This window comes from Leisingera sp. ABM4_060, from assembly GCF_056158765.1.
In genome coordinates this window covers 159,289-181,363 of record NZ_JBSWTX010000001.1, presented here as the reverse complement: position 1 = coordinate 181,363, position 22,075 = coordinate 159,289, and the positions used below count along the sequence as shown (strand labels likewise).

At 64.9% G+C, this 22,075-nt stretch carries 21 protein-coding genes and 1 pseudogene; 9 read left to right on the top strand and 13 right to left on the bottom strand.

Annotation, left to right across the window (positions count from 1 at the left end):
- Nucleotides 1-40 precede the first annotated feature (40 nt).
- The gene (locus ACXAEH_RS00765; RefSeq protein WP_475030589.1) at nucleotides 41-961 is read left to right on the top strand and encodes a manganese-dependent inorganic pyrophosphatase; all 921 of its coding nucleotides are present in this window, start codon (nucleotides 41-43) and stop codon (nucleotides 959-961) included.
- A 112-nt stretch (nucleotides 962-1,073) separates the two neighbouring features.
- Here the strand turns inward: ACXAEH_RS00765 and ACXAEH_RS00760 are convergent, their stop codons facing one another.
- Complete coding sequence (locus ACXAEH_RS00760; RefSeq protein ID WP_475030588.1) at nucleotides 1,074-1,550, bottom strand: DUF995 domain-containing protein; 477 nt, start codon at nucleotides 1,548-1,550, stop codon at nucleotides 1,074-1,076.
- Between the two features lie 328 nt (nucleotides 1,551-1,878).
- Here ACXAEH_RS00760 and ACXAEH_RS00755 point away from each other — a divergent pair, with 328 nt between their 5' ends.
- The gene (locus ACXAEH_RS00755; protein ID WP_475030587.1) at nucleotides 1,879-2,613 is read left to right on the top strand and encodes a helix-turn-helix transcriptional regulator; all 735 of its coding nucleotides are present in this window, start codon (nucleotides 1,879-1,881) and stop codon (nucleotides 2,611-2,613) included.
- A gap of 81 nt (nucleotides 2,614-2,694) precedes the next feature.
- On the opposite strand, the gene ACXAEH_RS00750 is transcribed toward ACXAEH_RS00755, so the two are convergent.
- From ACXAEH_RS00750 to ACXAEH_RS00740, 3 genes and pseudogenes are all read right to left on the bottom strand, one after another.
- Nucleotides 2,695-4,614, bottom strand: coding sequence for a methyl-accepting chemotaxis protein (locus tag ACXAEH_RS00750; RefSeq protein WP_475030586.1), 1,920 nt, complete (start codon nucleotides 4,612-4,614; stop codon nucleotides 2,695-2,697).
- Between the two features lie 219 nt (nucleotides 4,615-4,833).
- Nucleotides 4,834-6,666 (bottom strand): calcium-binding protein, encoded by a 1,833-nt coding sequence (locus ACXAEH_RS00745; protein ID WP_475035498.1) that lies wholly within the window; start codon nucleotides 6,664-6,666, stop codon nucleotides 4,834-4,836.
- A gap of 69 nt (nucleotides 6,667-6,735) precedes the next feature.
- Nucleotides 6,736-7,032 (bottom strand): annotated as a pseudogene (locus tag ACXAEH_RS00740) (matrixin family metalloprotease); the annotation flags it as partial.
- A gap of 521 nt (nucleotides 7,033-7,553) precedes the next feature.
- On the opposite strand from ACXAEH_RS00740, the gene ACXAEH_RS00735 reads away from it, so the two are divergent.
- Nucleotides 7,554-8,429: a TIGR01459 family HAD-type hydrolase gene (locus ACXAEH_RS00735; protein ID WP_475030585.1), complete on the top strand. Its 876-nt coding sequence runs from the start codon at nucleotides 7,554-7,556 to the stop codon at nucleotides 8,427-8,429.
- A gap of 198 nt (nucleotides 8,430-8,627) precedes the next feature.
- Nucleotides 8,628-9,071 (top strand): MaoC family dehydratase, encoded by a 444-nt coding sequence (locus ACXAEH_RS00730; protein WP_475030584.1) that lies wholly within the window; start codon nucleotides 8,628-8,630, stop codon nucleotides 9,069-9,071.
- A gap of 493 nt (nucleotides 9,072-9,564) precedes the next feature.
- On the opposite strand, the gene ACXAEH_RS00725 is transcribed toward ACXAEH_RS00730, so the two are convergent.
- A complete protein-coding gene (locus tag ACXAEH_RS00725) occupies nucleotides 9,565-9,951 on the bottom strand; it encodes a VOC family protein (RefSeq protein WP_475030583.1) in 387 nt (128 codons plus the stop codon).
- Between the two features lie 124 nt (nucleotides 9,952-10,075).
- On the opposite strand from ACXAEH_RS00725, the gene ACXAEH_RS00720 reads away from it, so the two are divergent.
- From ACXAEH_RS00720 to ACXAEH_RS00710, 3 genes are read left to right on the top strand one after another with little or no spacing between them, the layout of a single operon-like run.
- Nucleotides 10,076-11,008, top strand: a complete 933-nt coding sequence (locus tag ACXAEH_RS00720) for a bifunctional riboflavin kinase/FAD synthetase (protein ID WP_475030582.1) — start codon at nucleotides 10,076-10,078, stop codon at nucleotides 11,006-11,008.
- A 5-nt stretch (nucleotides 11,009-11,013) separates the two neighbouring features.
- Nucleotides 11,014-11,484, top strand: a complete 471-nt coding sequence (locus ACXAEH_RS00715) for a YcgN family cysteine cluster protein (RefSeq protein WP_475035496.1) — start codon at nucleotides 11,014-11,016, stop codon at nucleotides 11,482-11,484.
- Between the two features lie 35 nt (nucleotides 11,485-11,519).
- Nucleotides 11,520-12,554: a threonine aldolase family protein gene (locus ACXAEH_RS00710; protein WP_475030581.1), complete on the top strand. Its 1,035-nt coding sequence runs from the start codon at nucleotides 11,520-11,522 to the stop codon at nucleotides 12,552-12,554.
- 130 nt (nucleotides 12,555-12,684) lie between these two features.
- Here ACXAEH_RS00710 and ACXAEH_RS00705 read toward each other — a convergent pair whose 3' ends face one another.
- The 4 genes from ACXAEH_RS00705 to ACXAEH_RS00690 all read right to left on the bottom strand — a co-directional run bounded on the left by ACXAEH_RS00705 (nucleotide 12,685) and on the right by ACXAEH_RS00690 (nucleotide 15,754).
- Entirely contained in the window at nucleotides 12,685-13,290 is a 606-nt protein-coding gene (locus ACXAEH_RS00705) for a DsbA family protein (RefSeq protein ID WP_475030580.1), read from the bottom strand.
- Between the two features lie 239 nt (nucleotides 13,291-13,529).
- Nucleotides 13,530-14,288 (bottom strand): nuclear transport factor 2 family protein, encoded by a 759-nt coding sequence (locus ACXAEH_RS00700; RefSeq protein WP_475030579.1) that lies wholly within the window; start codon nucleotides 14,286-14,288, stop codon nucleotides 13,530-13,532.
- A gap of 69 nt (nucleotides 14,289-14,357) precedes the next feature.
- Nucleotides 14,358-15,155 carry an alpha/beta fold hydrolase gene (locus tag ACXAEH_RS00695; protein WP_475030578.1) on the bottom strand — a complete coding sequence of 266 codons (798 nt, stop codon included), beginning with the start codon at nucleotides 15,153-15,155 and terminating at the stop codon, nucleotides 14,358-14,360.
- Nucleotides 15,152-15,754 (bottom strand): DsbA family protein, encoded by a 603-nt coding sequence (locus ACXAEH_RS00690; protein WP_475030577.1) that lies wholly within the window; start codon nucleotides 15,752-15,754, stop codon nucleotides 15,152-15,154. The genes ACXAEH_RS00695 and ACXAEH_RS00690 overlap by 4 nt, the downstream gene beginning before the upstream one ends.
- A gap of 107 nt (nucleotides 15,755-15,861) precedes the next feature.
- Here ACXAEH_RS00690 and ACXAEH_RS00685 point away from each other — a divergent pair, with 107 nt between their 5' ends.
- Nucleotides 15,862-16,884, top strand: a complete 1,023-nt coding sequence (locus tag ACXAEH_RS00685; RefSeq protein ID WP_475030576.1) for a ribose-phosphate pyrophosphokinase — start codon at nucleotides 15,862-15,864, stop codon at nucleotides 16,882-16,884.
- A gap of 57 nt (nucleotides 16,885-16,941) precedes the next feature.
- On the opposite strand, the gene ACXAEH_RS00680 is transcribed toward ACXAEH_RS00685, so the two are convergent.
- Nucleotides 16,942-18,135: an MFS transporter gene (locus ACXAEH_RS00680; protein ID WP_475030575.1), complete on the bottom strand. Its 1,194-nt coding sequence runs from the start codon at nucleotides 18,133-18,135 to the stop codon at nucleotides 16,942-16,944.
- A gap of 69 nt (nucleotides 18,136-18,204) precedes the next feature.
- On the opposite strand from ACXAEH_RS00680, the gene ACXAEH_RS00675 reads away from it, so the two are divergent.
- Nucleotides 18,205-18,606: a helix-turn-helix domain-containing protein gene (locus ACXAEH_RS00675; RefSeq protein ID WP_475030574.1), complete on the top strand. Its 402-nt coding sequence runs from the start codon at nucleotides 18,205-18,207 to the stop codon at nucleotides 18,604-18,606.
- Here the strand turns inward: ACXAEH_RS00675 and ACXAEH_RS00670 are convergent.
- From ACXAEH_RS00670 to ACXAEH_RS00660, 3 genes are all read right to left on the bottom strand, one after another.
- Nucleotides 18,603-18,953 (bottom strand): H-type lectin domain-containing protein, encoded by a 351-nt coding sequence (locus ACXAEH_RS00670; RefSeq protein ID WP_475030573.1) that lies wholly within the window; start codon nucleotides 18,951-18,953, stop codon nucleotides 18,603-18,605. The genes ACXAEH_RS00675 and ACXAEH_RS00670 overlap by 4 nt on opposite strands.
- Nucleotides 18,954-19,098: 145 nt before the next feature.
- Entirely contained in the window at nucleotides 19,099-20,313 is a 1,215-nt protein-coding gene (locus ACXAEH_RS00665) for a PAS domain-containing protein (protein WP_475030572.1), read from the bottom strand.
- A 161-nt stretch (nucleotides 20,314-20,474) separates the two neighbouring features.
- Nucleotides 20,475-22,070: a methyltransferase regulatory domain-containing protein gene (locus ACXAEH_RS00660; RefSeq protein ID WP_475030571.1), complete on the bottom strand. Its 1,596-nt coding sequence runs from the start codon at nucleotides 22,068-22,070 to the stop codon at nucleotides 20,475-20,477.
- Nucleotides 22,071-22,075: the final 5 nt, after the last annotated feature.

Genomic DNA, 22,075 nt, shown 5'->3' with positions numbered 1-22,075 from the left:
TCTCCCCTTTTCTGACCTCATGAGTGAACAGGACAGCCCCATGACCATTCAAGTTTTCGGCCATAAATCCCCCGACACCAATTCCACCGGCTCCCCGATCGTCTGGGCCTGGTACCTGAACGAGGTGAAAGGCGTTGCCGCCGAGCCCAAACTGCTGGGCGAGCCGAACACCGAAGCGGCCTTCATGCTGCAGCGCTGGGGCTTTGAGAAGCCCGCCATCATCGAGGACGTGGCCGATGACGCGGCTGTGGTGATCGTCGACACCAACAACCCGGCAGAGCTGCCCGCCAACATCAACGGCGCCGATGTGCAGGCGATCATCGACCACCACAAGCTGGTCGGCGGCCTGGAAACCAAAGGCCCGATCGACATCACCATCCGCCCGCTGGCCTGCACCGCCACCATCATGCACGACCTGATGGGCGACGATGCCGCCAAGATGCCGGAAGCCATCAAGGGCGCGGCGCTGACCTGCATCCTGTCCGACACCCTGGAGTTCCGCTCGCCGACCACCACCGCCCACGACAAGGCTGTGGCCGAAAAGCTGGCTGCCGACCTGGGCATCAACATCGCAGACTATGCGGCTGAAATGTTTGCCGCCAAATCCGACGTCTCCTCCTTCTCTGACGCCGAACTGCTGCGCATGGACTCCAAGGAATACGAAGTCGACGGCACCAAGTTCCGCGTCTCGGTTCTGGAAACCACCGCTCCGGCCGTTGTGCTGGACCGCAAGGCCTCGCTGATGGACACCATGGCCACCGTCGCATCCGAGGACGGCGTTGATCAGGTGCTGCTGTTCGTGGTCGACATCCTGAACGAAGAGGCCACCCTGCTGGTCCCGAACGATCTGGTGAAAACCGTTGCTGCCAAATCCTTCGGCGCCGATGCTGCGGGCGACACCGTGGTTCTGCCGGGCATCATGTCCCGCAAAAAGCAGATCATCCCGAACCTGAAAGTCTAAGTCCGCCGCCGGACCGGACAGCAAAGGCGCCCTGCGGGGCGCCTTTTTCTTTGCGGGCGGCCCTGGCTCTCTGGCCGGACCGCCCGTGCTGCACCCCGTGCTGCACCCCGTGCTACAGCCCCAGGCGCTTGCTGATCTTGCGGAACAGGCGACTCTGGCTGTTGCCGCTGACCTGCTTTCCGGCGTTGTGCCGGTACCAGCCGCCGTCCTCGCCCAGGTAGCGTTCCCAAACGGTGCCGTCCGGTGCGGTGACAAACTGCCAGCAGCTCTTGAAGGGATGGACCTTCACTGTGCCGTCAACCGCCTTGTGCCAGTTGGATTCGTGGCAAAGCTTGCCTTTGCGGGTCACATACCATTTGCCGGTGCCGACCGCATCGCCGGTCTTGTTGATGCCCTGAAAGCTGCCGTCCGCAGCCCAATAGGCATGGCCGCCCCGGCTCCAGTTCGATGTCTTGCCCGCATAAAGCTGCAGGATGTCCTCCGGCGGCGTTGCCTTGGCGCCTTTTGGCTTGGCGCCCGCCAATGCCCCGCTGCCCGGCAGCGCCGCCAGGGCCAGAGCGGCGGCGGCGGCCCAAAAAATCTGTTTCACTGATGTCATCCTGGATACCTCTTGAGCAAACACGCTGCGCGGCGGCAGCGGAAGGGTTTCCGGCAAATGCGCCGCCGGCGCCCCCGCGCATCAGGCCTCAGTCTAACTGAAACCGCGGGAAATCAGGGCTGCCACCACTCACTCATCAATCGCGCACCTGCCGGAAACAGCCGCCCGGTCCAATAGCCGGGCGCGAAAAAGACATTGCCTGATCGCCTTAGGCGGGCCAACCTAGGGATATTTATAGGGGTGTGACGTCCCCCAGGGGCAGACAATCTCCGTTTGGCTGGGCCCGATTGTTATTGGCGGGTTTGCGATTGAGGCAGGCATGAAGAACGAGCTGATTGATACGCTGGACACGCTTTTGTACCCGCAAGAGCCCGGCACGCGCTGGCAGGCCGCGCAAGACGTGGCGGAGCGGATGGGCGTCAAGAGCATCCTGGTGGCCCGCATTAACCTGCCCGCGCGCGCTGTTGCCTGGGTCAGCACCGACATGCCCGCGTCCTGGATGGAGGAATACCTGAGCGAAGCCTACGTCGAAGTGGACCCGTTTATCGAAGGCCTGGCGGAGCGCCCCGGCACCATGCAGCTGGACTGCGGGGTGCTGCGCCGCGATGAGGCTGCCGGCCGCCGGGAGTGGGCGCTGAACCATGGGATGAAGGACGCAGGCTTTGGCGGCATGCAATGTTCGCGCTACGGGGCAAGGTCCGGCCCGGGCCGGTTTGTGACCCTGGCCTTTGAAGAAAGCACCGCAGATGCCAGGGCTGCCTCACCGCTTGAGATGCAGCTGTTCTCGGCCCTTCTGGCCAGCACCATTGATCAGGACACACCGCCCGGCAGCAACCGCTATGCCGCCGCAGCGCCGCCGCTGCTGACCCTGCGCCAGCGCGAGGTGCTGTCCTTGCTGGCCGAGGGCATGATGACCGCCCGCATCGCCGAAAAGCTGGGCCTGTCGGAGGCCGCGGTCTCCCTGCATTTTGCCAATGCCCGCAAGGCGCTGGGGGCCAGCACCCGCGAACACGCCCTGGCGCTGGCGCTGAAGCAGGGGCTGATCTCGCTCTAAACACAGCAGCGGCAGCCCGTTTCCGGACTGCCGCTGGCTGTCTGCTCCCGTCCCTTGCGGAGCACCCGCCGGGCGCGCGCCTCAGGCTGAGCGGGGCTGCGGTTCGCTGTCTTCCGGGAACACTTCGCTGCCGTCGTTGAAGTCCTCCCAGATCGTGCCGCCGGCCGCGGCCGCCGCGGGTTCCGGCTCCGCCCAAAGCTGCTCTGCCGCAGGCTCCGGCACCGCCGCCGGCTGGCCCTGCCAGCCGTCAGCGGCCGGGGCCGCGGCAGGCTCCTCGCCGCCGCGCAGGGTGAACTGGCCGACCAGCTCGTTCAGGCCCACGGTCTCGTTGTTCATGACCCGGATCGCATTGCCGGATTCCTCCACCATGGAGGCATTCTGCTGGGTCACCGAGTCCAGCTGCGAGACGCCGAGATTGATCTCGTTCAGCCCCTGCGCCTGTTCGGCAAATTCGCTGGAGATGCCATTGACCAGCTCGGCGATATTGGTCACCTGGGTGACCACGGTGGTGAGCGCCTTGCCCGCGCCGTCCACTTTTTCCACCCCGTCCTGGACATGCATGGTGCTGGCGGTGATCAGCCCCTTGATCTCATTTGCGGCATCCGACGAGCGCTGCGCCAGCGCCCGCACCTCGGAGGCCACCACCGCAAAGCCGCGGCCGACCTCGCCCGCCCGGGCTGCCTCGACGCCTGCGTTCAGGGCCAGAAGGTTGGTCTGGAAGGCAATGTCGTCGATCACCGTGATGATCTGGCTGATCTGGTTCGAGGAGGCCTCGATCTCGTTCATCGCGGCAATGGCGCCTTCCACCACCCGGCCGCTGGTCTCGACATCGTTGCGCGCGGTCTCCACCACCGATTGCACCTCCTGGGCGTTGCGGGCGGAGTTGTTGACGCTGGCGGTCATCTGCTCCAGCGCCGCGGCGGTCTGCTCCAGCGTCGCGGCCTGGCTTTCGGTGCGGCCCGACAGTTCTTCGGAGGCGGACTGGATCTCGCCCGACTGCTGCTGGATCCGGTGCCCGGCACGCACCACATCGGCCATCAGCTCATTCAGCTTGTCGACGGTTTCGTTGTAGTTCACCCGCAGCGGATCATAGTCGCCGCTGAAGCTGGTGTTGATGCGGTCGGTGAGATCGCCCGCGGACAGCCGCTGCAGCGCCGCCCGCAGCCGGTCGATCACCTGCTCGCTTTCCTCGCGCAGCGCGTTCTGCTCTTCCAGCGCGTTGATCACCCGGGCAGAGACCGCATCAATATCCTTGGCAATCTCGCCAAAGTCATCCGCCCGCATCCGGTCGGCAACCCGCAGCCCCAGATCGCCCTCGGCCACTTCGCGCAGGGCGGCGCGCAGCCGGGCGATCGGCCGGGTGATGGTCAGCGTCACCTGGCGGGCGTTGCGGGCCATCACCACCAGCGCCACCAGCGAGAATCCGATCAGGGTGTACAGCAGCTGCATGTCATGCGCCCGCGCTTCCTTTGCGGTGGTCTCGGCAAAGGTCTTGATCTCCTTGCCAAGCGGCACCAGCGCGTCGCTGAGCGCCGCATAGCGTAACTGCAGCTGCGGCAGCGCCGCCTCGGCCGCGGCGGCATCCTTGAAGGCCAGGTCCATCACCTTTTGCGCCGCTTCGGCAAAGGCTTCGGCAACCGGCGGCAGCGCATCCACCTGCCGGCGGATTTCCCCCGACAGATCCACCTGCTGCAAGGCCGCCACGGAGTCCCGCATGACGCGGACATCATTGCCGAACTTGGAGCGCAGATGATCCTTCTTGGCTTCGGCGCCGTCCGGCCCGAGCAGCAGCGCATGCACCACGCTGGTTTCAATCGCGTCGTGCATCTTGTCGGCCATCAGCTCATGCCGGATGGCGGCGGTAGCGTTGATCTGCCGCTCCAGCTCCAGCTCGCTTTGCCACAGGCTGTAGACCGCCGCCGCCGACAAGATGACAACGGAGGCAATGGAAATAACACCGGAATAGAGCAGCCGGGTCTTCATCGGGAGATTTCGGAACATCGCTAACATACCATTCTATTGCACGCCAACTCACCCTAGAGACGAGTCCTTAAGAAAAGCTTGGACTTTCGATGTTTAACGATCGTATTGCGATTTCAAATGGTTGCGCGACCTGGCGAGGCAGAAGTTCTGACCGGAGCCGCCGCGCGCTCCGTCCCAGGATGCAACCGGGCCGGCACATATGCATGCACCGGCCCGGCGGCAGGTCAGAAGCCCGGATCAGAGGAGGGTGATATTGCCGTTCAGGTCCTGCAGCTGCAGGTCCTCCAGCGTCAGCACGTCGCCGCCGCCGAAATCAAACACCACATCGGCGCCGGTCTGGCTGGCATTGCTGAGGGCGTCAGCCTCTGAGGAGAAGCCAAAGCCGGTCAGGGTCAGCATGTCATTGCCATCGCCAAAATCGGTGATCACATCTGCATCATTGCCCTGGCTAAAGATGAAGACATCCGCATTGCCCCCCCCTTCAAGCCTGTCATTGCCGGCACCGCCGGTCACCTCATCATTGCCCTGGCCGCCGTAGATCGTGTCGTTGCCGTTACCGCCGAACAGGGTATCGTCCCCATTCTGACCACTCAGGTGGTCGTGGCCGTTGTGCCCATGGACCGTATCATGGCCGCTCCCGCCTTTCATTTCGTCATTCCCCAGGTTGCCTTCCAGCTTGTCGCTTCCGCTGCCGCCCAGGACGGTGTCATCGCCGTCGCCGCCAATCAGCCGGTCGTTGTCGTCCTCACCGCGGAGGCTGTCGTCACCGGTGTTGCCATAGAGCGTGTCGTTGCCGGTGCCGCCGTCCAGGGTGTCAGCCCCGTCCTCACCGCGCAGCGTATCCGCGCCGCCAACGCCATAAAGCCTGTCGTTGCCGGTGCCGCCCGTGACGTCGTCCTTGCCCTGGCCGCCGTAAACGGTGTCGTTGCCGTTGCCGCCGAACAGGGTGTCATCCCCGTCCTGGCCGCTGAGGTGGTCATGGCCGCCGTGCCCGTTGAGCAAGTCATTGCCATCCCCGCCCGTCATGCTGTCATTCCCCAGGTTGCCTTCCAGCTCGTCGCTTCCGCTGCCGCCCAGGACGGTGTCGTCGCCGTCGCCGCCAATCAGGAGGTCGTTGTCGTCCTCACCGCGGAGGCTGTCGTTACCGGTGTTGCCATAGAGCGTGTCGTTGCCGGTGCCGCCGTCCAGGGTGTCAGCCCCGTCCTCACCGCGCAGCGTATCCGCGCCGCCAACGCCATAAAGCCTGTCGTTGCCGATGCCGCCCGTCACGTCGTCCTTGCCCTGGCCGCCGTACATGGTGTCGTTGCCGTTGCCGCCGAACAGGGTGTCATCCCCGTCCTGGCCGCTGAGGTGGTCATGGCCGCCGTGCCCGTTGAGCGTGTCGTTGCCATCCCCGCCCGTCATGCTGTCGTTGCCCAGGTTGCCTTCCAGCTTGTCGCTTCCGCTGCCGCCCAGGACGGTGTCATCGCCGTCGCCGCCAATCAGCCGGTCGTTGCCGTCATCACCGCGGAGGCTGTCGTTACCGGTGTTGCCATAGAGCGTGTCGTTGCCGGTGCCGCCAGAGATCGTGTCCTGGCCACCCTCTCCCCGCAGGTTATTGCTGGCCTGGTTGCCGGTGATCATATCGTTGCCGGAACCGCCAATGGCGTTTTCGATCAGCGAACGCGTATCGCCGTCGTGCAGCAGCGCGTTGTAGATGTTGCCGCTGGCCTTGTGCCCGTTCCCCAGATCGGCCGTTTGTGCGGAACTGAATTTGGAGGATTCGCCTGGATTCAGATTGATGTTCAGATTGCTGGAGTAAGCCGACAAGTCATAGGTGTCAGTGCCGCCGCCATCCCAGATGGTCGCAAAGATCCGGTTGCTGCCTGCATCAATTGCAACCTGCCCGTTAACCAGCGTGTCGCCGGAATTCGGGTTCCACTTGTAGACCGTGTCACCGCTGTTGGTCGTGTAATCCGCGCCATACATGTGCTGCAGCGCGGCGATGTCCAGCGTCATGTAGGATTGCGGATAACTCCAACTTCCGGTGCTGCTGAAGCCTGCCGATCCTTCATAGCTATTGTAGCTCATGACCGTATATTCCATATGGTCGTACTGAGCAGGCAAAGTCCCGAAATTGTTCAGATTGTCGTGCGGATGCGAAAGCCCCAGTGTATGCCCGGTTTCATGCAGGATGACCCAACGGCCAAGACTGCCAGCGCCCGTTGTGGCAATTGCTGGCGCGTAATACCAGCTGTCTCCTTCCAATTCCAATCCTGACCGGGATCCGGGCGCGTATCCCAGTCCAAGAACAACCCCCCCACCAGGCTGGTCAAAATCCTGGGAAGAACTGCTAGCAAACCGAAGGTCGCCATCGCCCGTGGTATTCTCGGAAAAACTAAGATTGGTAAACCCTTCCACAGAAAAGCCGTCGTTCGCAGAATTGCCATCCTGCATTTCCAACGCAAATTTGACTGCAGCGCGCTGAGCAGAATTAAACTCCGAAAACCCATCGAAAACGTCCAGGTCAGAAAACCTATAACCGTAGTCGCCTTCGGCTACTTGCAGCGAGTAGCTAAGAGACCCCGTATCCCATTGGGTTCCCCACAAAATACCTGAGAAAATTTCGCCATTGGCAGGGGTTGTATTCTTGTAACCAGTCATAGGTCCTAATCCATTCTCAAAACCGGGTTTTTTTGTTCCGCTGCGCTTGTGAAATCCGGCAAACTGCCTCTGCAAAAAAAGACGTAAAAACTACCACCCTGCGCAAAACTCACGCGCATGCGGCACACAGATGCAACCCTGGGAAAATCAAAACACAGAAAACTCGCCCAATGACTAACCTCCGCTGCAGGACCGTGCAATAGGGGTTTCCCGACCTTGCACCCGGCGCCGCAGCCGTTCGTGCCGCTGGCCATTGCCGCCGCCCTCTGCCATAGCTGGGCGCGCAACAGATCCACGCGCAAGAAGGCCCGGCCATGACCCAGATCATCTCCTCGCTCTCCGATGTTTCCAGCCGCTACAAGGCGCTGTTTGTCGACCTCTGGGGCTGCGTGCACAATGGCATCACCGCCTTTCCCGATGCGGTGGCGGCGCTGCAGGCCTACCGCGCGCAGGGCGGCATTGTGGTGCTGGTGACCAACTCGCCGAAACCGCGGGCCGGCGTGGCGGCGCAGCTGGGGCAGTTCAACGTGCCGGATGACGCCTATGACACGATCTCCACCTCGGGCAATTCTGCGCGGGCGGCAATGTTTACAGGCGCAGTAGGAAACAAGGTCTATTTCATGGGCGAGTGGCAGCGCGATGCGGGGTTCTTTGAGCCCTTGCATGTGATCCATGAGCCGGTGGAGATCACAAGGGTGCCGCTGCAGGAGGCGGAGGGCATCGTCTGCTGCGGCCCTTTTGACACCATGGCGGACCCGGAGGTGAACCGGGCGGATTTCCTTTATGCCAAGCAGAAGGGCATGAAGCTGTTGTGCGCCAACCCCGACATCATCGTTGACCGCGGCGAGACGCGGGAATGGTGCGCTGGCGCGCTGGCGAAGCTTTACACGGAGATGGGCGGCGAGAGCCTGTATTTCGGCAAGCCGCATCCGCCGATCTATGATCTGGCCCGGCTGCGGCTGCAGGAAGTGGCGCCGGGGATTGCCGATTCCGAGATCCTGGCGATCGGCGACGGGCCGCATACGGATATTGCCGGCGCCATGGGTGAAGGCATCGATTCTCTGTTCATCACCGGCGGCCTTGCGGCCAGAGAGACAAAGACATCGGTCCAGCCGGATGCAGAGGCCCTGGCGGCATACCTGGCGCAGGAGCAATCCGCCCCCAGCTATGCCATTGGTTTCCTGCGGTAAACCGGCCTGAGACACTCCCTGCCCCAGCCCCGGCTGCCTTCTGCTGGCTTTAAACCCCGTCCGATGCGGCGGGGTTTTTCCATGTCAGAATTCTCTTGATTTTCTGCACCTGCAAAGTAATAAAGTTGCGCAAGCGGGCAATCGGGCGCGCAAATGTTACAACGGCACCTGAGGTCAGACAGGTGAACGGAGGATGAGATGTTGGACAACATGCCGCGCGGAACCATCTGCATCGAAGACATCGAGATGGGCATGGTGCGCTACCTGCGCAAAACCATCACCGATGAGGACATCCAGATGTTTGCCGAGGTCTCGACCGACCATAACCCGGTGCATATGGACGACGATTATGCCCAGGACACCATCTTTCAGGGCCGCATCGCCCATGGGATGCTGACCGCAGGGCTGATTTCGGCCGTCATTGGCGAGCAGCTGCCGGGACATGGCACCATCTACATGAGCCAGTCGCTGAAGTTCCTGGCGCCGGTGCGCCCGGGCGACATGGTGCTGGCCGAGGTCGAGGTGACCGACATCGTGATCGACAAGCGCCGGGTCAAGCTGGACTGCCGCTGCATGGTGGACGGCAAGAAGGTGCTGGTCGGCGAAGCCATGGTGATGGCGCCCTCGCGCAAGTTCGATTGAGGCAGAAGGTCCGGCGGGGCCGGCAGGTTTGCTGGAAGGGGGCGCTGCCCCCTCAGGCCTTGCGGCCTTCACCCCCGGAGTATTTCTGACCAGAAAGAAGCGGCATTGGCCGCGGTTCGGCGCCATGCGCGCAGCAGTATGAGCCGCCGGGGCGTCCTGCCCGGGCGGTTTTGCTTTTGGCGGGTGCTGTCTTTTGCTTCGGTCTGCTGCTGCGCTGGGTCCCATTTAAGGGGGCGGCGCCGCCTGGTGGAGGTGGACAGGCCCCGCGGGGCCTGCTCGGACAAGCATGCTTGCACGACCCCCTTTTTATCGGGGCCGGTCTCCTTGGTGTTGCGCAGGCGGCCACACAGTTCGCCTGCGCCTCGTATCATGGCCCCGCGCGCGGGAACCATGGCGGGGGATCGCGATCGGGGGGAGTATGGCTGAGGGCCATGAGGATTGCGTGAAGGGAGCGTACGGCGGGGGGGCAACGGGGGGCGGCCTGAAGAAGGCGTCAGTCAGGCGGGTGGTGGCATACGGCCTCAATGTTATGGCCGTCCGGATCGCGCACAAAGGCGGCGTAGTAATGCCTGTGGTAGTGCGGCCGCAAGCCGGGCGGGCCGTTGCAGGCACCGCCCGCTTGCAAGGCCGCGGCATGGAAAGCCTCGACCGCAGCGCGGTCCGGCGCCGCCAGCGCGACGTGCAGCATGCCGGCCGTTGCATTCTCCTCTGCCAGCCAGAACCAGGGCCGGGCATCGCCAAAGCCTGCCAGATTGACGCTGCCGGGGTCAGTCTTGGGCGCCGTGAACAGCCGAGTAATGCCCAAAGGGCCGAACGCCCGGTCATAGAATGCCACAGATTTTGAAAAATCTGCCACGCCAAAGGTGATGTGATCAATCATGGGCCGTTCCTGGATCCGCCGCAGGGTAAGGTGTAGCCGGATTTGCCAAGGTGGGGAACCGGCTCTGCCCTTCCCCTGCCACTGGCCGCTTGAACCGCTCGCGCCATGGCGCTAGGCATGCGGCATGCGTATCGTCAGAGATTATGAATTCGTCGAAGACCAGGACCGGGGCGCCACTGTTGCCATCGGCAATTTCGACGGCGTGCATCTGGGCCATCAGTCGGTGATCGAACTGGCCCGCAAGGCCGCACCCGGGGCGCCCCTGGGGGTGATGACGTTTGAGCCGCACCCGCGGGAGTATTTTGCGCCCGATGCGCCGCCCTTCCGCCTGATGCGCGCCGAAACGCGGGCGCACCGGCTGGAGAAGCTGGGGGTCAGGCGGCTTTATGAGCTGAACTTCAACACCGCGCTGTCGAGCCTGAGCCCTGAGGAGTTTGCCCGCGACGTGATTGCCGAGGGGCTGGGGCTGCGCCATGTGGTGGTGGGCGCCGATTTCTGCTTTGGCAAGGGCCGCGCCGGCAATGCCGCGGACCTGCAGCGCTTTGGCGCGGAGTACGGGTTCGGCGTCACCATTGCGCCCTTGATGGAATATTCCGAACACGCCGTGTCGTCGACCGCGATCCGCAATGCGCTGAGCGAGGGCCGGCCTGCGGATGCCAAGGAGATGCTGGGCCATTGGCACCGCATCGAGGGCGTGGTGATCGGCGGCGAGCAGCGCGGGCGGGAGCTGGGCTTTCCCACTGCCAACATGTCGATCGACGGGCTGCATCAGCCGCGCTTCGGGGTCTATGCGGTGCTGGTTGACGTGCTGGACGGGCCGCATGCGGGCAGCTATCACGGCGCGGCCTCCATCGGGGTCAGGCCGATGTTTGACGGCGAGGTGCCCAATATCGAGACTTTCCTGTTTGATTTCTCCGGCGATCTTTACGGCGCGACGCTGTCGGTGGGGCTGGTGGCCTTTCTGCGGCCGGAGCTGAAGTTTGACGGGCTGGATGCCTTGATCGCGCAGATGGATGCAGATTGCGCCACGTCGCGCGGCCTGCTGGCGGCGCTATGAAACCGGTGAAGGACGTCATTGACCGCACCGGACTGGGCAAGCGGTTCTGGGAGAAGAAGCCGCTTGCGGACCTGAACCAGAAGGAATGGGAAGCGCTGTGCGACGGCTGCGGCAAATGCTGCCTGAACAAGCTGGAGGATGAGGAGAGCGGCGAGGTTGCGCTGACCCGGGTCGCCTGCCGCCTGCTGGATGACGCGACCTGCCGCTGTGCCCAGTATCCGATCCGGCATCAGTTCATCCCCGAGTGCATTGTGCTGACGCCGCAGAACCTGGATACCCACGCCTATTGGATGCCCGAGACCTGTGCCTACCGGCTTTTGTGGCAGGGCAAGCCGCTGCCCAAGTGGCACCCGCTGCTGACCGGAACGCCAGAGAGCGTGCATGAGGCCGGCGTTTCGGTGCGCGGCTGGACGGTGTCGGAGTTCGAGATTTCCGAAGACGAGTGGGAAGACCATATTATCGAAGAACCCACCTGAATTTCCGCCACCTGATTTCAAGGAGCCTGCGCCCCATGCATTTTGCCTCTGACAATTCCGGCCCGGTGCCGCAGCAGATCCTGGATGCGCTGGCCAGGGCCAACCAGGGCTATGCCATGGGCTATGGCGCGGATGCGGAAATGGCAGAGGTGACAGCGCGGATCCGGGAGATCTTTGAGGCGCCGGAGGCCGCGGTCTATCTGGTGGCGACCGGCACTGCGGCCAATGTGCTGGCGCTGTCCACGCTGGCGCAGCCCTGGCAGACGGTTTTCTGCACAAGGCCTGCGCATATCCTGCAGGATGAGTGCAACGGGCCGGAGTTCTATACCGGCGGTGCCAAGCTGACGCCGGTGACGGATGCGGACAAGATGACGCCGGACACCCTGCGCGCCGCCATTGAAGGCGAAGAGGGGCGCGGCGTGCATGGGCCGCAGCGCGGGCCGGTGTCGCTGTCGCAGGTGAGCGAGTTTGGCACTGTCTATTCACTTGCGGAACTGGAGGCGCTGTGCGCCGTGGCCCGCGAGTACGGGCTGCCGGTGCATATGGACGGGGCGCGCTTTGCCAATGCCTTGGTCCCGCTCGGCTGCACGGCGGCGGAGATGACCTGGAAGGCGGGGGTGGATGCGGTCTCTTTCGGCGGCACCAAGAACGGCTGCCTGGGGGTGGAGGCGGTGATCTTCTTTGATCCCGGACACGCGCAGGAGTTCGAGTACCGGCGCAAGCGCGGCGCGCATCTGTTTTCCAAGCACCGCTATCTGTCGGCGCAGATGCTGGCCTATCTGAGCGGCGGTCTGTGGCTGGACAATGCCCGCGCCGCCAATGCCAGGGCCGCGCTGCTAGCGGAAGGCCTGGGCGCCGCGGGGGCGGAGTTCAGCCATGCGCCGCAGGCCAATATGATCTTTGCCGCCCTGCCCCGCAGCAGCCATCAGCGGCTGTTTGCGGCCGGGGCGGCCTATCACCTGTGGGACGGCGGGCTGCAGGGGCCTGCGGATGAGATGGTCACCGCGCGCTTTGTCTGCGACTGGTCCCTTCCGGAGGCGCAGATCGAGGCGTTTCTTGCCCTGCTTTGAGGCCTGAGAGGGGGCTTTGCCCCCGGGGCCTGGCGGAATGGGCTCCGCCCGTTCGGGCCTGAAAGGATCCCCCGGATCCTTTCCAGGACGGCCCTCGCCCCCCAGAGTATTTTCGACCAGAAAGAAGCAGCTATGCGGCGCCTGTTCCGGGGTCTTGCGCCCACAGCAGCGCGTCCTCCAGCCGGTCGTCGCCCCAGAAGATTTCCCCGGCCACAGCAAAGCTGGGGGCGCCGAAGATGCCCAGCGCCATCGCCTCTTCCGTTGCATCCGCGAGCATTTTCACGGTCTTTTCCGACTGCGCCTCTGCCAGCACGCGGGCTGGATCCTGGCCCGCGGCCTGCAAGCTGGCTGAGAGGTTCGGGTCCTCGCCCGCTGGCTGGCCGGCCTCGAACCAGCAGCGGTAGGCGGCCTGGGTATAGGCCTCTCCCCAGCCTTCTGCCGTGCCCAGCGCCGCGACCTGGTTGGCCAGCACCAGTTCCGGCAGCGGGTATGGCGCGGGCAGCCTGGGGTGGAGGCCATAGCGCGCCGCGCGGCGTTCGATGTCGCGCCACATATAGGCGGATTTTTGCGGCTTGTCCTTGAAGGGGATGTTGTTCTGCACGGTCATCACGTGCCGCACGTTGAAGGGGCGCCAGCGCAGCAAGACGCCTGCGCGGGCGGCCTCATCTGCAATCCGCATCACCGTCAGGTAGCTGTATGTGCTGCCGATCGAATACCAGAAATCCAGTTCAGCCATGCTGCCCTCCATCTGTAAACATCCGGCCTCCGGCCGAGGGCCGGGACCCCGTCATTCTGCGCCGCCGGCGCGCGAACGGCAATAAGGCCGGGGATTTGCGCGCAGCCGGGAACCGGCGGGGCCGCTTCCAAGCGGCCGCAGCCGCTGCCGTGCCGCGGTCCGCGTGTCCGCAGGGGGAGTGCATCCTGACCCCGGATCCTGGCCCCGGATCCGGGCAGGCTGAACAGAGACCGGCGGGATCAGAACTTGCCGTTGCTGTTTTTCCATTCGCTTTGCGGCGGGATGGTTTCGACGGTGTCCCAATGCTCGGCGATGCGGCCCTCTTCGATACGGTAGAGGTCGTAGAAACTGGTATGGACCCCGCGCAATTGGCCTTCGCTGACGCAGAGCGCGAAGTTGCCTTCGGCGAGCACCCGGTGGAGATGCTGGTAGCGGATGGCGGGGGCGCCGTTTTCCTGTGCCTGCAGCGCGGCCTGAAGGGCGCTGCGCCCGTCCGCCAGATCCGGGCTGTGCTGGATGAGATCTTTGGCCACCCAGGTTTCCAGCTGGTCCAGCTGCCGGTTGATCAGCACCGTTTCGGTATAGGCGCGGGCCAGCGCCCGGGTGTCCTCTGTCTTGTCGAGGTCCGTGATGCCTGTGGCACCGTCCAGCATGCCGCGCCCTGAGGGGCCCGGCCCGCGCAACGGCTGGATGTTGTCCCAGTGTTCCACCGCCTGGCCGTTCTCAAACCGGAACACCTCAAAGGCCGCGCGCAGGGAGGAGAAGTCGTATTCGATATGGGCAAAGGCAAAATCGCCGTCTTCGAATACCCGCTTAAAGGTGACTTTGGGCGCGGTTTTTGCGAGGCGGGCAAACAGGGCCGCCAGCCCTCCGCTGCCCGCATGGGTCTGCGGGTTGTGCTGGATGTACTTAGCCTCATTGACCACGGCGGCAGAGGCCGGGTCGCCGGTCTCGAGCCCCTTGAGAAGGGTTTTCAGCAGCTCCTTTTTTGATGCCATCTGTGCCGTCTCCTCCCTCCGGGCTGGTGCCCGCCTATCCTGCCGTGTCCTTGGCGGCAGCGCAAAGGGTCAGTGTATCTGCCAGAAGCGGCGCAGCAGCGCGGCGGTCTGCCCCGGGTGGGTCACAGGCAGCATGTGGGCAGCGCCCGGCACTGCGGTATGTGCGGCGTTGAGGCGGCGGCAGAGGGTGCGGGCGATGGCGGGGATGACAGCCGGGCTGTCCGCGCCGGACAGAATCTGCACCGGCATCGTGACCGCATCCAGCGCACCGGGGGCCAGGGTGCGGTTTTCGTCCTCATGCAGCGTTTTATGGCTGGCCATCACCGCCGGCATGGCGCGCAGCATGGCGGCGCGGGCCGGCTCTGGCAGGTCCGGCCATTTCACCGCGCCAGTGCCCCACATGCGGTTGAACAGCCGGGTTGCCAGTTCGCGGTCGCCTCGCGCCCAGGCGGCCTCTCCAGGCTGGCTGGCATCCTCCAGCGCGGCGAAGGCGGCGGGGTCTTCCGCCCTGGCCGCCGCAAACAGCACCGGTTCGATCAGGGTGAGGCTGCGCACCAGGTTCGGGCGCGCCATCGCCATCCGCAAGGCGACAGTGGCACCGAAGGAATGGCCCACCAGGTCGGCAGGTTCGCGCAGCAGCTCCAGCCCGGCTGCGGCATTCAGCAGCTGATAGTTGCCCTGGCCGTCCCAGTCCGGGCTGCGGCCGTGGCTGAGCATGTCGAAACCGGTAAGGGTGATCTCCTCCGCCAGTTCTTCGGCCAGGCCGCGCCAGGCGCCGGAATGGGCCAGCGAGCAATGCACCGCCAGCACCGGCCGCGGCCCCTGGCCGAAGCTGCGGGCGAAAATGCCCTGAGGCTGGTCTTTCACACCGCCTGCCCCGCCAGATGCGCGTCCAGATCCTGCAGCCGGTCCTGCCCCCAGAAGCGGGCACCGTCCGCAGTGACCCAGAACGGCGCCCCGAACACGCCGGCTGAGACGGCGTCCTCGAGGTTTTGCGCATAGGTCTCCGCGCCGGCCAGGAGGCCGCTGTCCGCCAGCGCAGGGTCGAAGCCGGCGCTCTCGAGGCAGGCGCGGATCACGCCGTCTTCGGCGATGTTCTTCTCCTCCGCCCAGCAGGCGCGCAGGATCGAAGAGACCAGCGCCGCCATGTCACCGCCGCCCGCCCGCTGCGCTGCGATAATGGCATAAGAGGACGGTGCCGCATTGGTGGGCCAATGCGCAGGTTTCAGGTTCATCGGCATCCCCAGCTTTGCCGCCTGCCGCTGCATCTCGATCAGCCGGTATTCCTGCCGCGACGGGTGCCGCTCACCCGGTGGGGTGCCGCCGGTGCGGGGAAACAGCGCGAGGATGTCCAGCGGCTTGCAATTCACTGTGGCGCCGCGGCGGGCGGCGATCTCCCAGGGCCGTGTGCCGGCCAGATAGGCAAAAGGCGACAGGGTTGAAAAATAGAAATCCACAGCAGTCATTGGTTGTTTCTCCCGCTAATAACTTTGCGTGAAGGTATGTGCGTGCTAAGCGGGGTTCAATATCACGAATCTGACACATAGCCATTGCTGCCTGGGGATATCAGCCAATGCCGACCTTGAACGAACCCAAGCTGATTGCTGGGAACGCCAACCTTCCTCTTGCCCAAGCCATCGCCCGCCGTATGAGCATGCACCGCGGTGTCGACCAGGGGCTGGTGGACGCCCGCGTCGAGCGGTTCAATGACGGCGAGATCTTCGTCGAAGTCTATGAAAATGTCCGCGGCGAGGACATGTTCATCATCCAGCCGACCTCAAACCCGGCCAATGACAACCTGATGGAGCTCTTGATCATCGCCGACGCGCTGCGCCGCTCCTCGGCCCAGCGGATCACTGCAGTCATTCCCTACTTCGGCTATGCCCGCCAGGACCGCCGCACTAAGGCGCGCACGCCGATCTCGGCCAAGCTGGTCGCCAACATGCTGACCGGTGCGGGCATCGAGCGGGTGCTGACCATGGACCTGCACGCGGCCCAGATCCAGGGCTTCTTCGACATTCCGGTGGACAACCTCTATGCCTCGCCGATCTTTGCGCTGGACGTGAAGGACCAGTTCAAGGACCGGATGGACGAGCTGATGGTGGTCTCCCCCGACGTGGGCGGCGTGGCCCGGGCGCGCGAACTGGCCAAGCGTATCAGCGCGCCGCTGTCGATCGTCGACAAGCGCCGCGAGAAGGCTGGCGAAGTGGCGGAGATGACCGTGATCGGCGATGTGAAGGACAAGATCTGCCTGATCGTCGACGACATGTGCGACACCGCCGGCACCCTGTGCAAGGCGGCGCAGGTTCTCTTGGACAATGGCGCCAAGGAAGTGCACGCCTATATCACCCACGGCGTGATGAGCGGCCCGGCGGTGGAGCGCGTTACCAATTCGGTGATGAAATCGCTGGTGCTGACCGACACCATCCAGCCGACCGAAGCGGTGAAGGACGCGCCGAACATCCGCATCGTGCCGACCGCGCCGCTGTTCACGCAGGCGATTCTGAACATTTGGCACGGCACCTCTGTATCGTCGCTGTTCGAGGACAAGACGCTGGTGCCGATCTACGAGAGCCTCTATTCCAACGGCGGCTGAGACAGCCCCGTTTCCCGGATCTGAGAAAGCCCCGCAGTTTGCGGGGCTTTTTGCTGTTCAAACGCTGGCGCGGCGGCGGCCGGTCAGCAGCGTTGCCGCAAGCGCCGTTGCTGTCATCAGCGCCAGCAAGGCGGCGGCGGCCGTGAAGGTGCCGCCGTAGCCCCAGTGCCCGATGGCGGGCGTGCTGGCAAAGGGCGACAGGAACTGGCCGCAGAACACCGAGGCAGTGAGGATGGCGCCTGCGGTGCCGCGCCGGGCGGAGGGAGCCAGTGCCAGGGCGATGGCGACAAAGCCGGGGGAAACCAAGGCATAACCGGTGCCGACGGCCATGGCGCCCGCAAGGGACAGGGCGGCGCTGCCTTGCTGTGCCAGCACAAGGAAACCAAGCGCCAGCGCACCGTAGCCAAGGGCGAAGATCGCGGCGTGGGGCAGATTGGATTTCAGGCGCCCGTAGAACAGCGCTGCAATACCGCCGCACAGGGACAGCAGACCCAGCCCTGCGCCGGTCATCAGCGCGCTGTTGAGGCCTTGGGACGCAAAGAAGAACGGCAGCTGGGTCGGCATCATGAAGAAAAGGCCGTTGGTCAGCATTTGCAGAGCTGAGACGGCAATCACCAGCGGCAGCCAGGCTGGGTGGCCAGGTGCCTCTGCCTGGCCAGCCCCGCTGCCGCCCTTCCGGGGCTCAGGCGCGTGGCGCCAGACGGTGTAAAGGCACAGCACTGCCAGCCCGTAGATCAGGAACGGCAGCCGCGGCGACAGGGTGGCGGCCAGCCCTGCGGTGCCGATGAAGACCAGCCCGCCGAAGTTGCGGGCAGAGATTTGCAGGCCGGTCAGCGCCTGACGGCCGGCACCGGTGAAATAGTCACCGATCAGCGCGGTCTGCGCGGTCATGATCAGCCCGACCGCAATGCCGAGGCCAAAGCGGCTGATGAGCATCAGGTGCAGGTCCGGCAGATAATATCCGGCGGTGCCGCACACAAGGAACAGCCAGATGCCTGCCAGCAGCACGCGCCGCCGCCCGCTGCGGTCGGTCAGCCAGCCCGCCAGCGGCGCCGTCAGCATCACCCCCAGCGAGGGCGCGGTGACCAGGAGCCGCACCAGAAAGCCCGCGTCAGGCACCTCTGCAAATTCCTGCTCAAGCCCCGCCAGCGCCGGGCTGATGGTGGCATTGGCCATCACCGTGAGGCTGGCCGCCATCAAAAGCGCGCGCGCCTTGGGCTGCCGCCAGAGCGTCATGTTTTTGGTCGTCATCGGGGATTTTCCTTGTCCAGACTGCGGAAGGCTGGCAGCCTGCCAATTCAAGCTGGCTTGAGGTCAAGAATGAAACTTCTGGATATTGGCGAGGTTGCGGAACGCACTGGCGTCGCGGCCTCGGCGCTGCGGTATTACCAGGATCTGGGGCTGATCACCTCTTCCGGGCGCAAAGGGCTCAGGCGGCAGTTCGGGCCGGAAACCCTTTTGCAGCTGGCGCTGATCACGCTGGGCAAGGCGGCGGGGTTTTCGCTGCAGGAGATTGCCGGCATGTTCGGCAAGGATGGCCGCCCCGATCTGCCGCGCGCTCAGCTGCATGCCCGCGCCGATGCGCTGGAGGCGCAGATCCGCGAGCTGTCCGCCCTGCGGGACGCGCTGCGCCATGTGGCCGATTGCCCGGCGCCCAGCCATCTGGAATGCCCCAAGTTCCGCAAGCTGCTGCGGGCACAAAGCCTTACGGCAGAGGTTTAGTCCACGTCCCAGTCATCGGCATGGGGCAGCTCGCCGATTGCCAGCCAGGAGGCGCGCAGCCGGGCGGCGCGGCTGTCGGCCCAGGTGCGGAACACGATCTCGAAGCCGTCGCAGGTGATGTTCTCTGCCACCAGCTCGGCGCGGATCGCCGCCGAGGTGTCCATATCCCAGAGCGACACCGCGACCTGCACTGCCGGCGGGCTGGCAAAAGCCTCGCCGAACAGCACCGCGCGGCGCCGCTCGCGCGGGCCGGAACCGGTCCACATCTCGCCGCCGTCCTCGAAATCCGAGAACACCTCGGCATCGCCCTGATGGATCCCCGTGCGGGGGTTGCGCAGTCGTCTCATCCGCCGTCCCTAGCGTCCTGTCCCTGGCCCAGATTAAACTTGGCAGCAGGGAATGAAAGAGGCCTGAACGCGGCTGCGGCCATTCACGTCAGGTTTCTTGGGCCCCGCGGTGCTGCCGGCGCAAAGCCCCGCTGGAAACGGAGCCCTAGCCCTCGCCGCTGAGTGCCGCGCTGAGCCCGGAGATCTTTTCCAGCCGCACCGAAATCCGGTCCTGGAACAGGCCCAGTTCGTCGATGATCGAGTTGAGCGATTCCCCGACGTTGCCGAGCCGGGCGCATTCGATCTTGCACAGCACCCGGGTGGTGGTGAGCGCCATGAAGTGGCGGTGCAAGGTCAGGCAGGCCTTCTGGATGCGCTCAGCCTCGAAGCGGACGTCCTGGAGGCTGGCGCTGGCCTTGGTGAACTGCACTTGTGTCAGCTGCGCCAGGATGGCCTGCTCGCGGGCGATGTCGATGCCCGCGGCGCCTTCCTCCTGGTCGAGCTGGCGGCCGCATTCGGTGAGAATGCGCGCAAGCCCCTCGACAAAGGTCGCGGCGGTGACGGTGCCGCGGATGGCGCGGAAGTTGCTGTTCTTGCCCCAGACATGCGCCTCGAACCAGCCCGCCATTTCGCGCGACATGGCGCTGTAGTTCTGCGACAGCACGGTGACCGGCCCGCCGGCCGGTTCGATCCGCGAGGCGATGACCCGCAGGTTATGCGGTATGGTGCGCATGGATTCAAACTCCTGCACCAGCGCCTCGGTCTCCTCAAACAGCTTGCCGGCCGTGGCATGCATGGCCCGGCGCTCGGCGATCCGCTCATCGGCGGGCAGTTTCAGCCCGGCGTCGCGGGCCAGAAGCTCTTCTGCCAGCGCGTGGCCTGCGAAGTCATTGTAACTGGCGAACCCCAGCTCCTGCAGCCGCGCCAGCAGCCGGGCGGCACTGTCCTCAGGGCTGAGATCCCCGGCCTGCTCGGCCTGGCGCAGCCGGGCGTATTCGTCTTCGATTGTCTTGAGCAGCGGGCTGGATGGCTTGATCCGGGCCGAGAGATAGCCGCCGTCACAGGGGGTGGCGACCGCAAACACCCAGTAGTAGCTGCCGTCGCTGGCCTTGTTCTTGACATAGGCGCCGATGGTCTCGCCGCGCTTCAGGGTATCCCAGAACAGCTGGAACACGCCGCGCGGCATATCCGGGTGGCGGACCAGCTTGTGCGGGGCGCCCAGCAGATCCTCCATCGGGTACTTGGCAACCCGGCAGAACACCGCGTTGCCGGCCGTGATCACGCCCCGGCTGTCGGTGCGGGAAAAGAACACATCTTCCAGAGAAAACGGGGCGGCCCTGCCCCCGGAATGCACAGCCAGCGTGCGGTCTTCAAATGACACGGGTCAAGGTCCTGTCAGCGGTTAACGGTATTGGATTCTGTTTAACCGGCAGTGCTTTTCAAATTGCTAACTCCGGCGGCAGAGGCAAAGGATTCGACCGCCTCCCCGTGCAGGCAGGTTTCCCTGCAGCCGGGCCCGCAAAACGGGCCCGTCAGGTGCGGTCAGGCCGCGGTCTCCTGTGCTCCGGCCTGCGGCAGCGTCCGGGACGGCGCCTCCAGTGCCAGCCCCAGGGTTTCGCACAGCGGCAGGCGGCGGGCGGCAAAACGGCCGGCCCGGGCCCGCAGCAGCGCCAGATTTTCCTCGTCGGTCTCCAGCACCCGGCCTTCGTGGGTCAGCCGCTGCCCCTGCGGCGCCAGGATGCGCCAGGCCAGGGCGGCCCATTCTTCCGGCGTTTCCAGTCCTTCGCTGCGGGCCAGCAGGAACAGTTGCTCGAACCGGTCCAGCTCCACCCCGCCGCCGGTGACCGGCGACGCCAGGAAGCGCAGCGTATCGCTGTCCTCGGCCCGTTTGCACACCGCGAGGTTGAAGGCGCGGCAGGCGGCAGCGCGGTCTTCCAGGCCTTCCAGCGGCAGGCATGGGGCGATGCAGCCGGTTCCTGCCAGCACCTGCAGCATCAAGGAGATGCTGCCCCAGTCCATGGCGCCGAACACCCCCTTGTCCAGCAGGCTGCGCACCGTTGCCGGACCGTCCGCCAGAGCCTGCAGAACCGGTGCATACTGCGGCTGCTCCAGCGGCACCTGCCTGCCCCGGTGCTGGAACTTCAGCGCGCCGCCGTTGTAGGGCCGGAGCAGCACCAGCGGTGTCGCAAACCAGGCGCCGATCTCTCCGCGCGGCGTGTGGGCCAGCTTGCCCTTCACAAAGATGTCGGTGCGGAAATGCTCGTTCAGCAGAATGTCCCGCAGCGCCTCGCGGCGGACCGGGTCCGCCTCAGCGTCCAGCAGCGCCTGCTGTTCGGGCGTGAAGCGCAGGAGGTCCAGGTTGTCCAGCGGATGCACCGAGCCCAGGAAGCTCAGCTTGGCCTGGCCAAGTTCAGCCGCCAGATCCTCGAAATCGAACGGCGTCCAGTCCTTGTTGAAATACTCATGCGCCAGGTAGCTTGGCGGCATTTCCTTCATTTGCGCAAGCCGCTGGCCAACCGGGGGGTTCTTGCCGAAATAACCGGCCCCGGCCTGCTCCAGCTCCCGGGCAAAGGCCACCGCCTCGCTGATCCTGCCGGGCAGCGGGCCGCTGCCTTGGGCGGCGCGGCTGGTGAGAAGACGGCGCAGCGGCAGCGCAGCGGCCCAGCCGGGCAGCGCATTATAGCTGACATAGACCAGCCCGCCCGGTTTCAGCCTCTTGGCGATGAAGGCGTTGATATGGGCCCGGTTTTCTTCCGAGACCCAGCTGTAGACGCCGTGCAGCGCGATGATGTCGAAGGCCGCGGGCAGCCCAGGGGTCTCGCCGAAATCTTCGAAGCTGCGCTCGTGGAAATGCATGTTGGCCAGCCCCGCCTCCTGCGCCAGCTCCGCAGCGCCGGCCATATGGGAGGGGCTGAAGTCCATGGCGTGGAACGCGATATGCGGGTTGGCGGCCGCCAGCAGATTGGCCGAGAATCCCTGGCCGCAGCCCAGTTCGCAATAGGTGACACCGTCCCCGTTCAGCCGGTGCCGGTGCCCCTGGCTCATGGCGCCGAAGCCCAGCAGGGCCGGTGTCAGCTGGCTGTGGAAGTCAAAGGTGTAGTCTACGGCGGCCACATAGCCGGAGGTCCAATCGGTCACGGAGA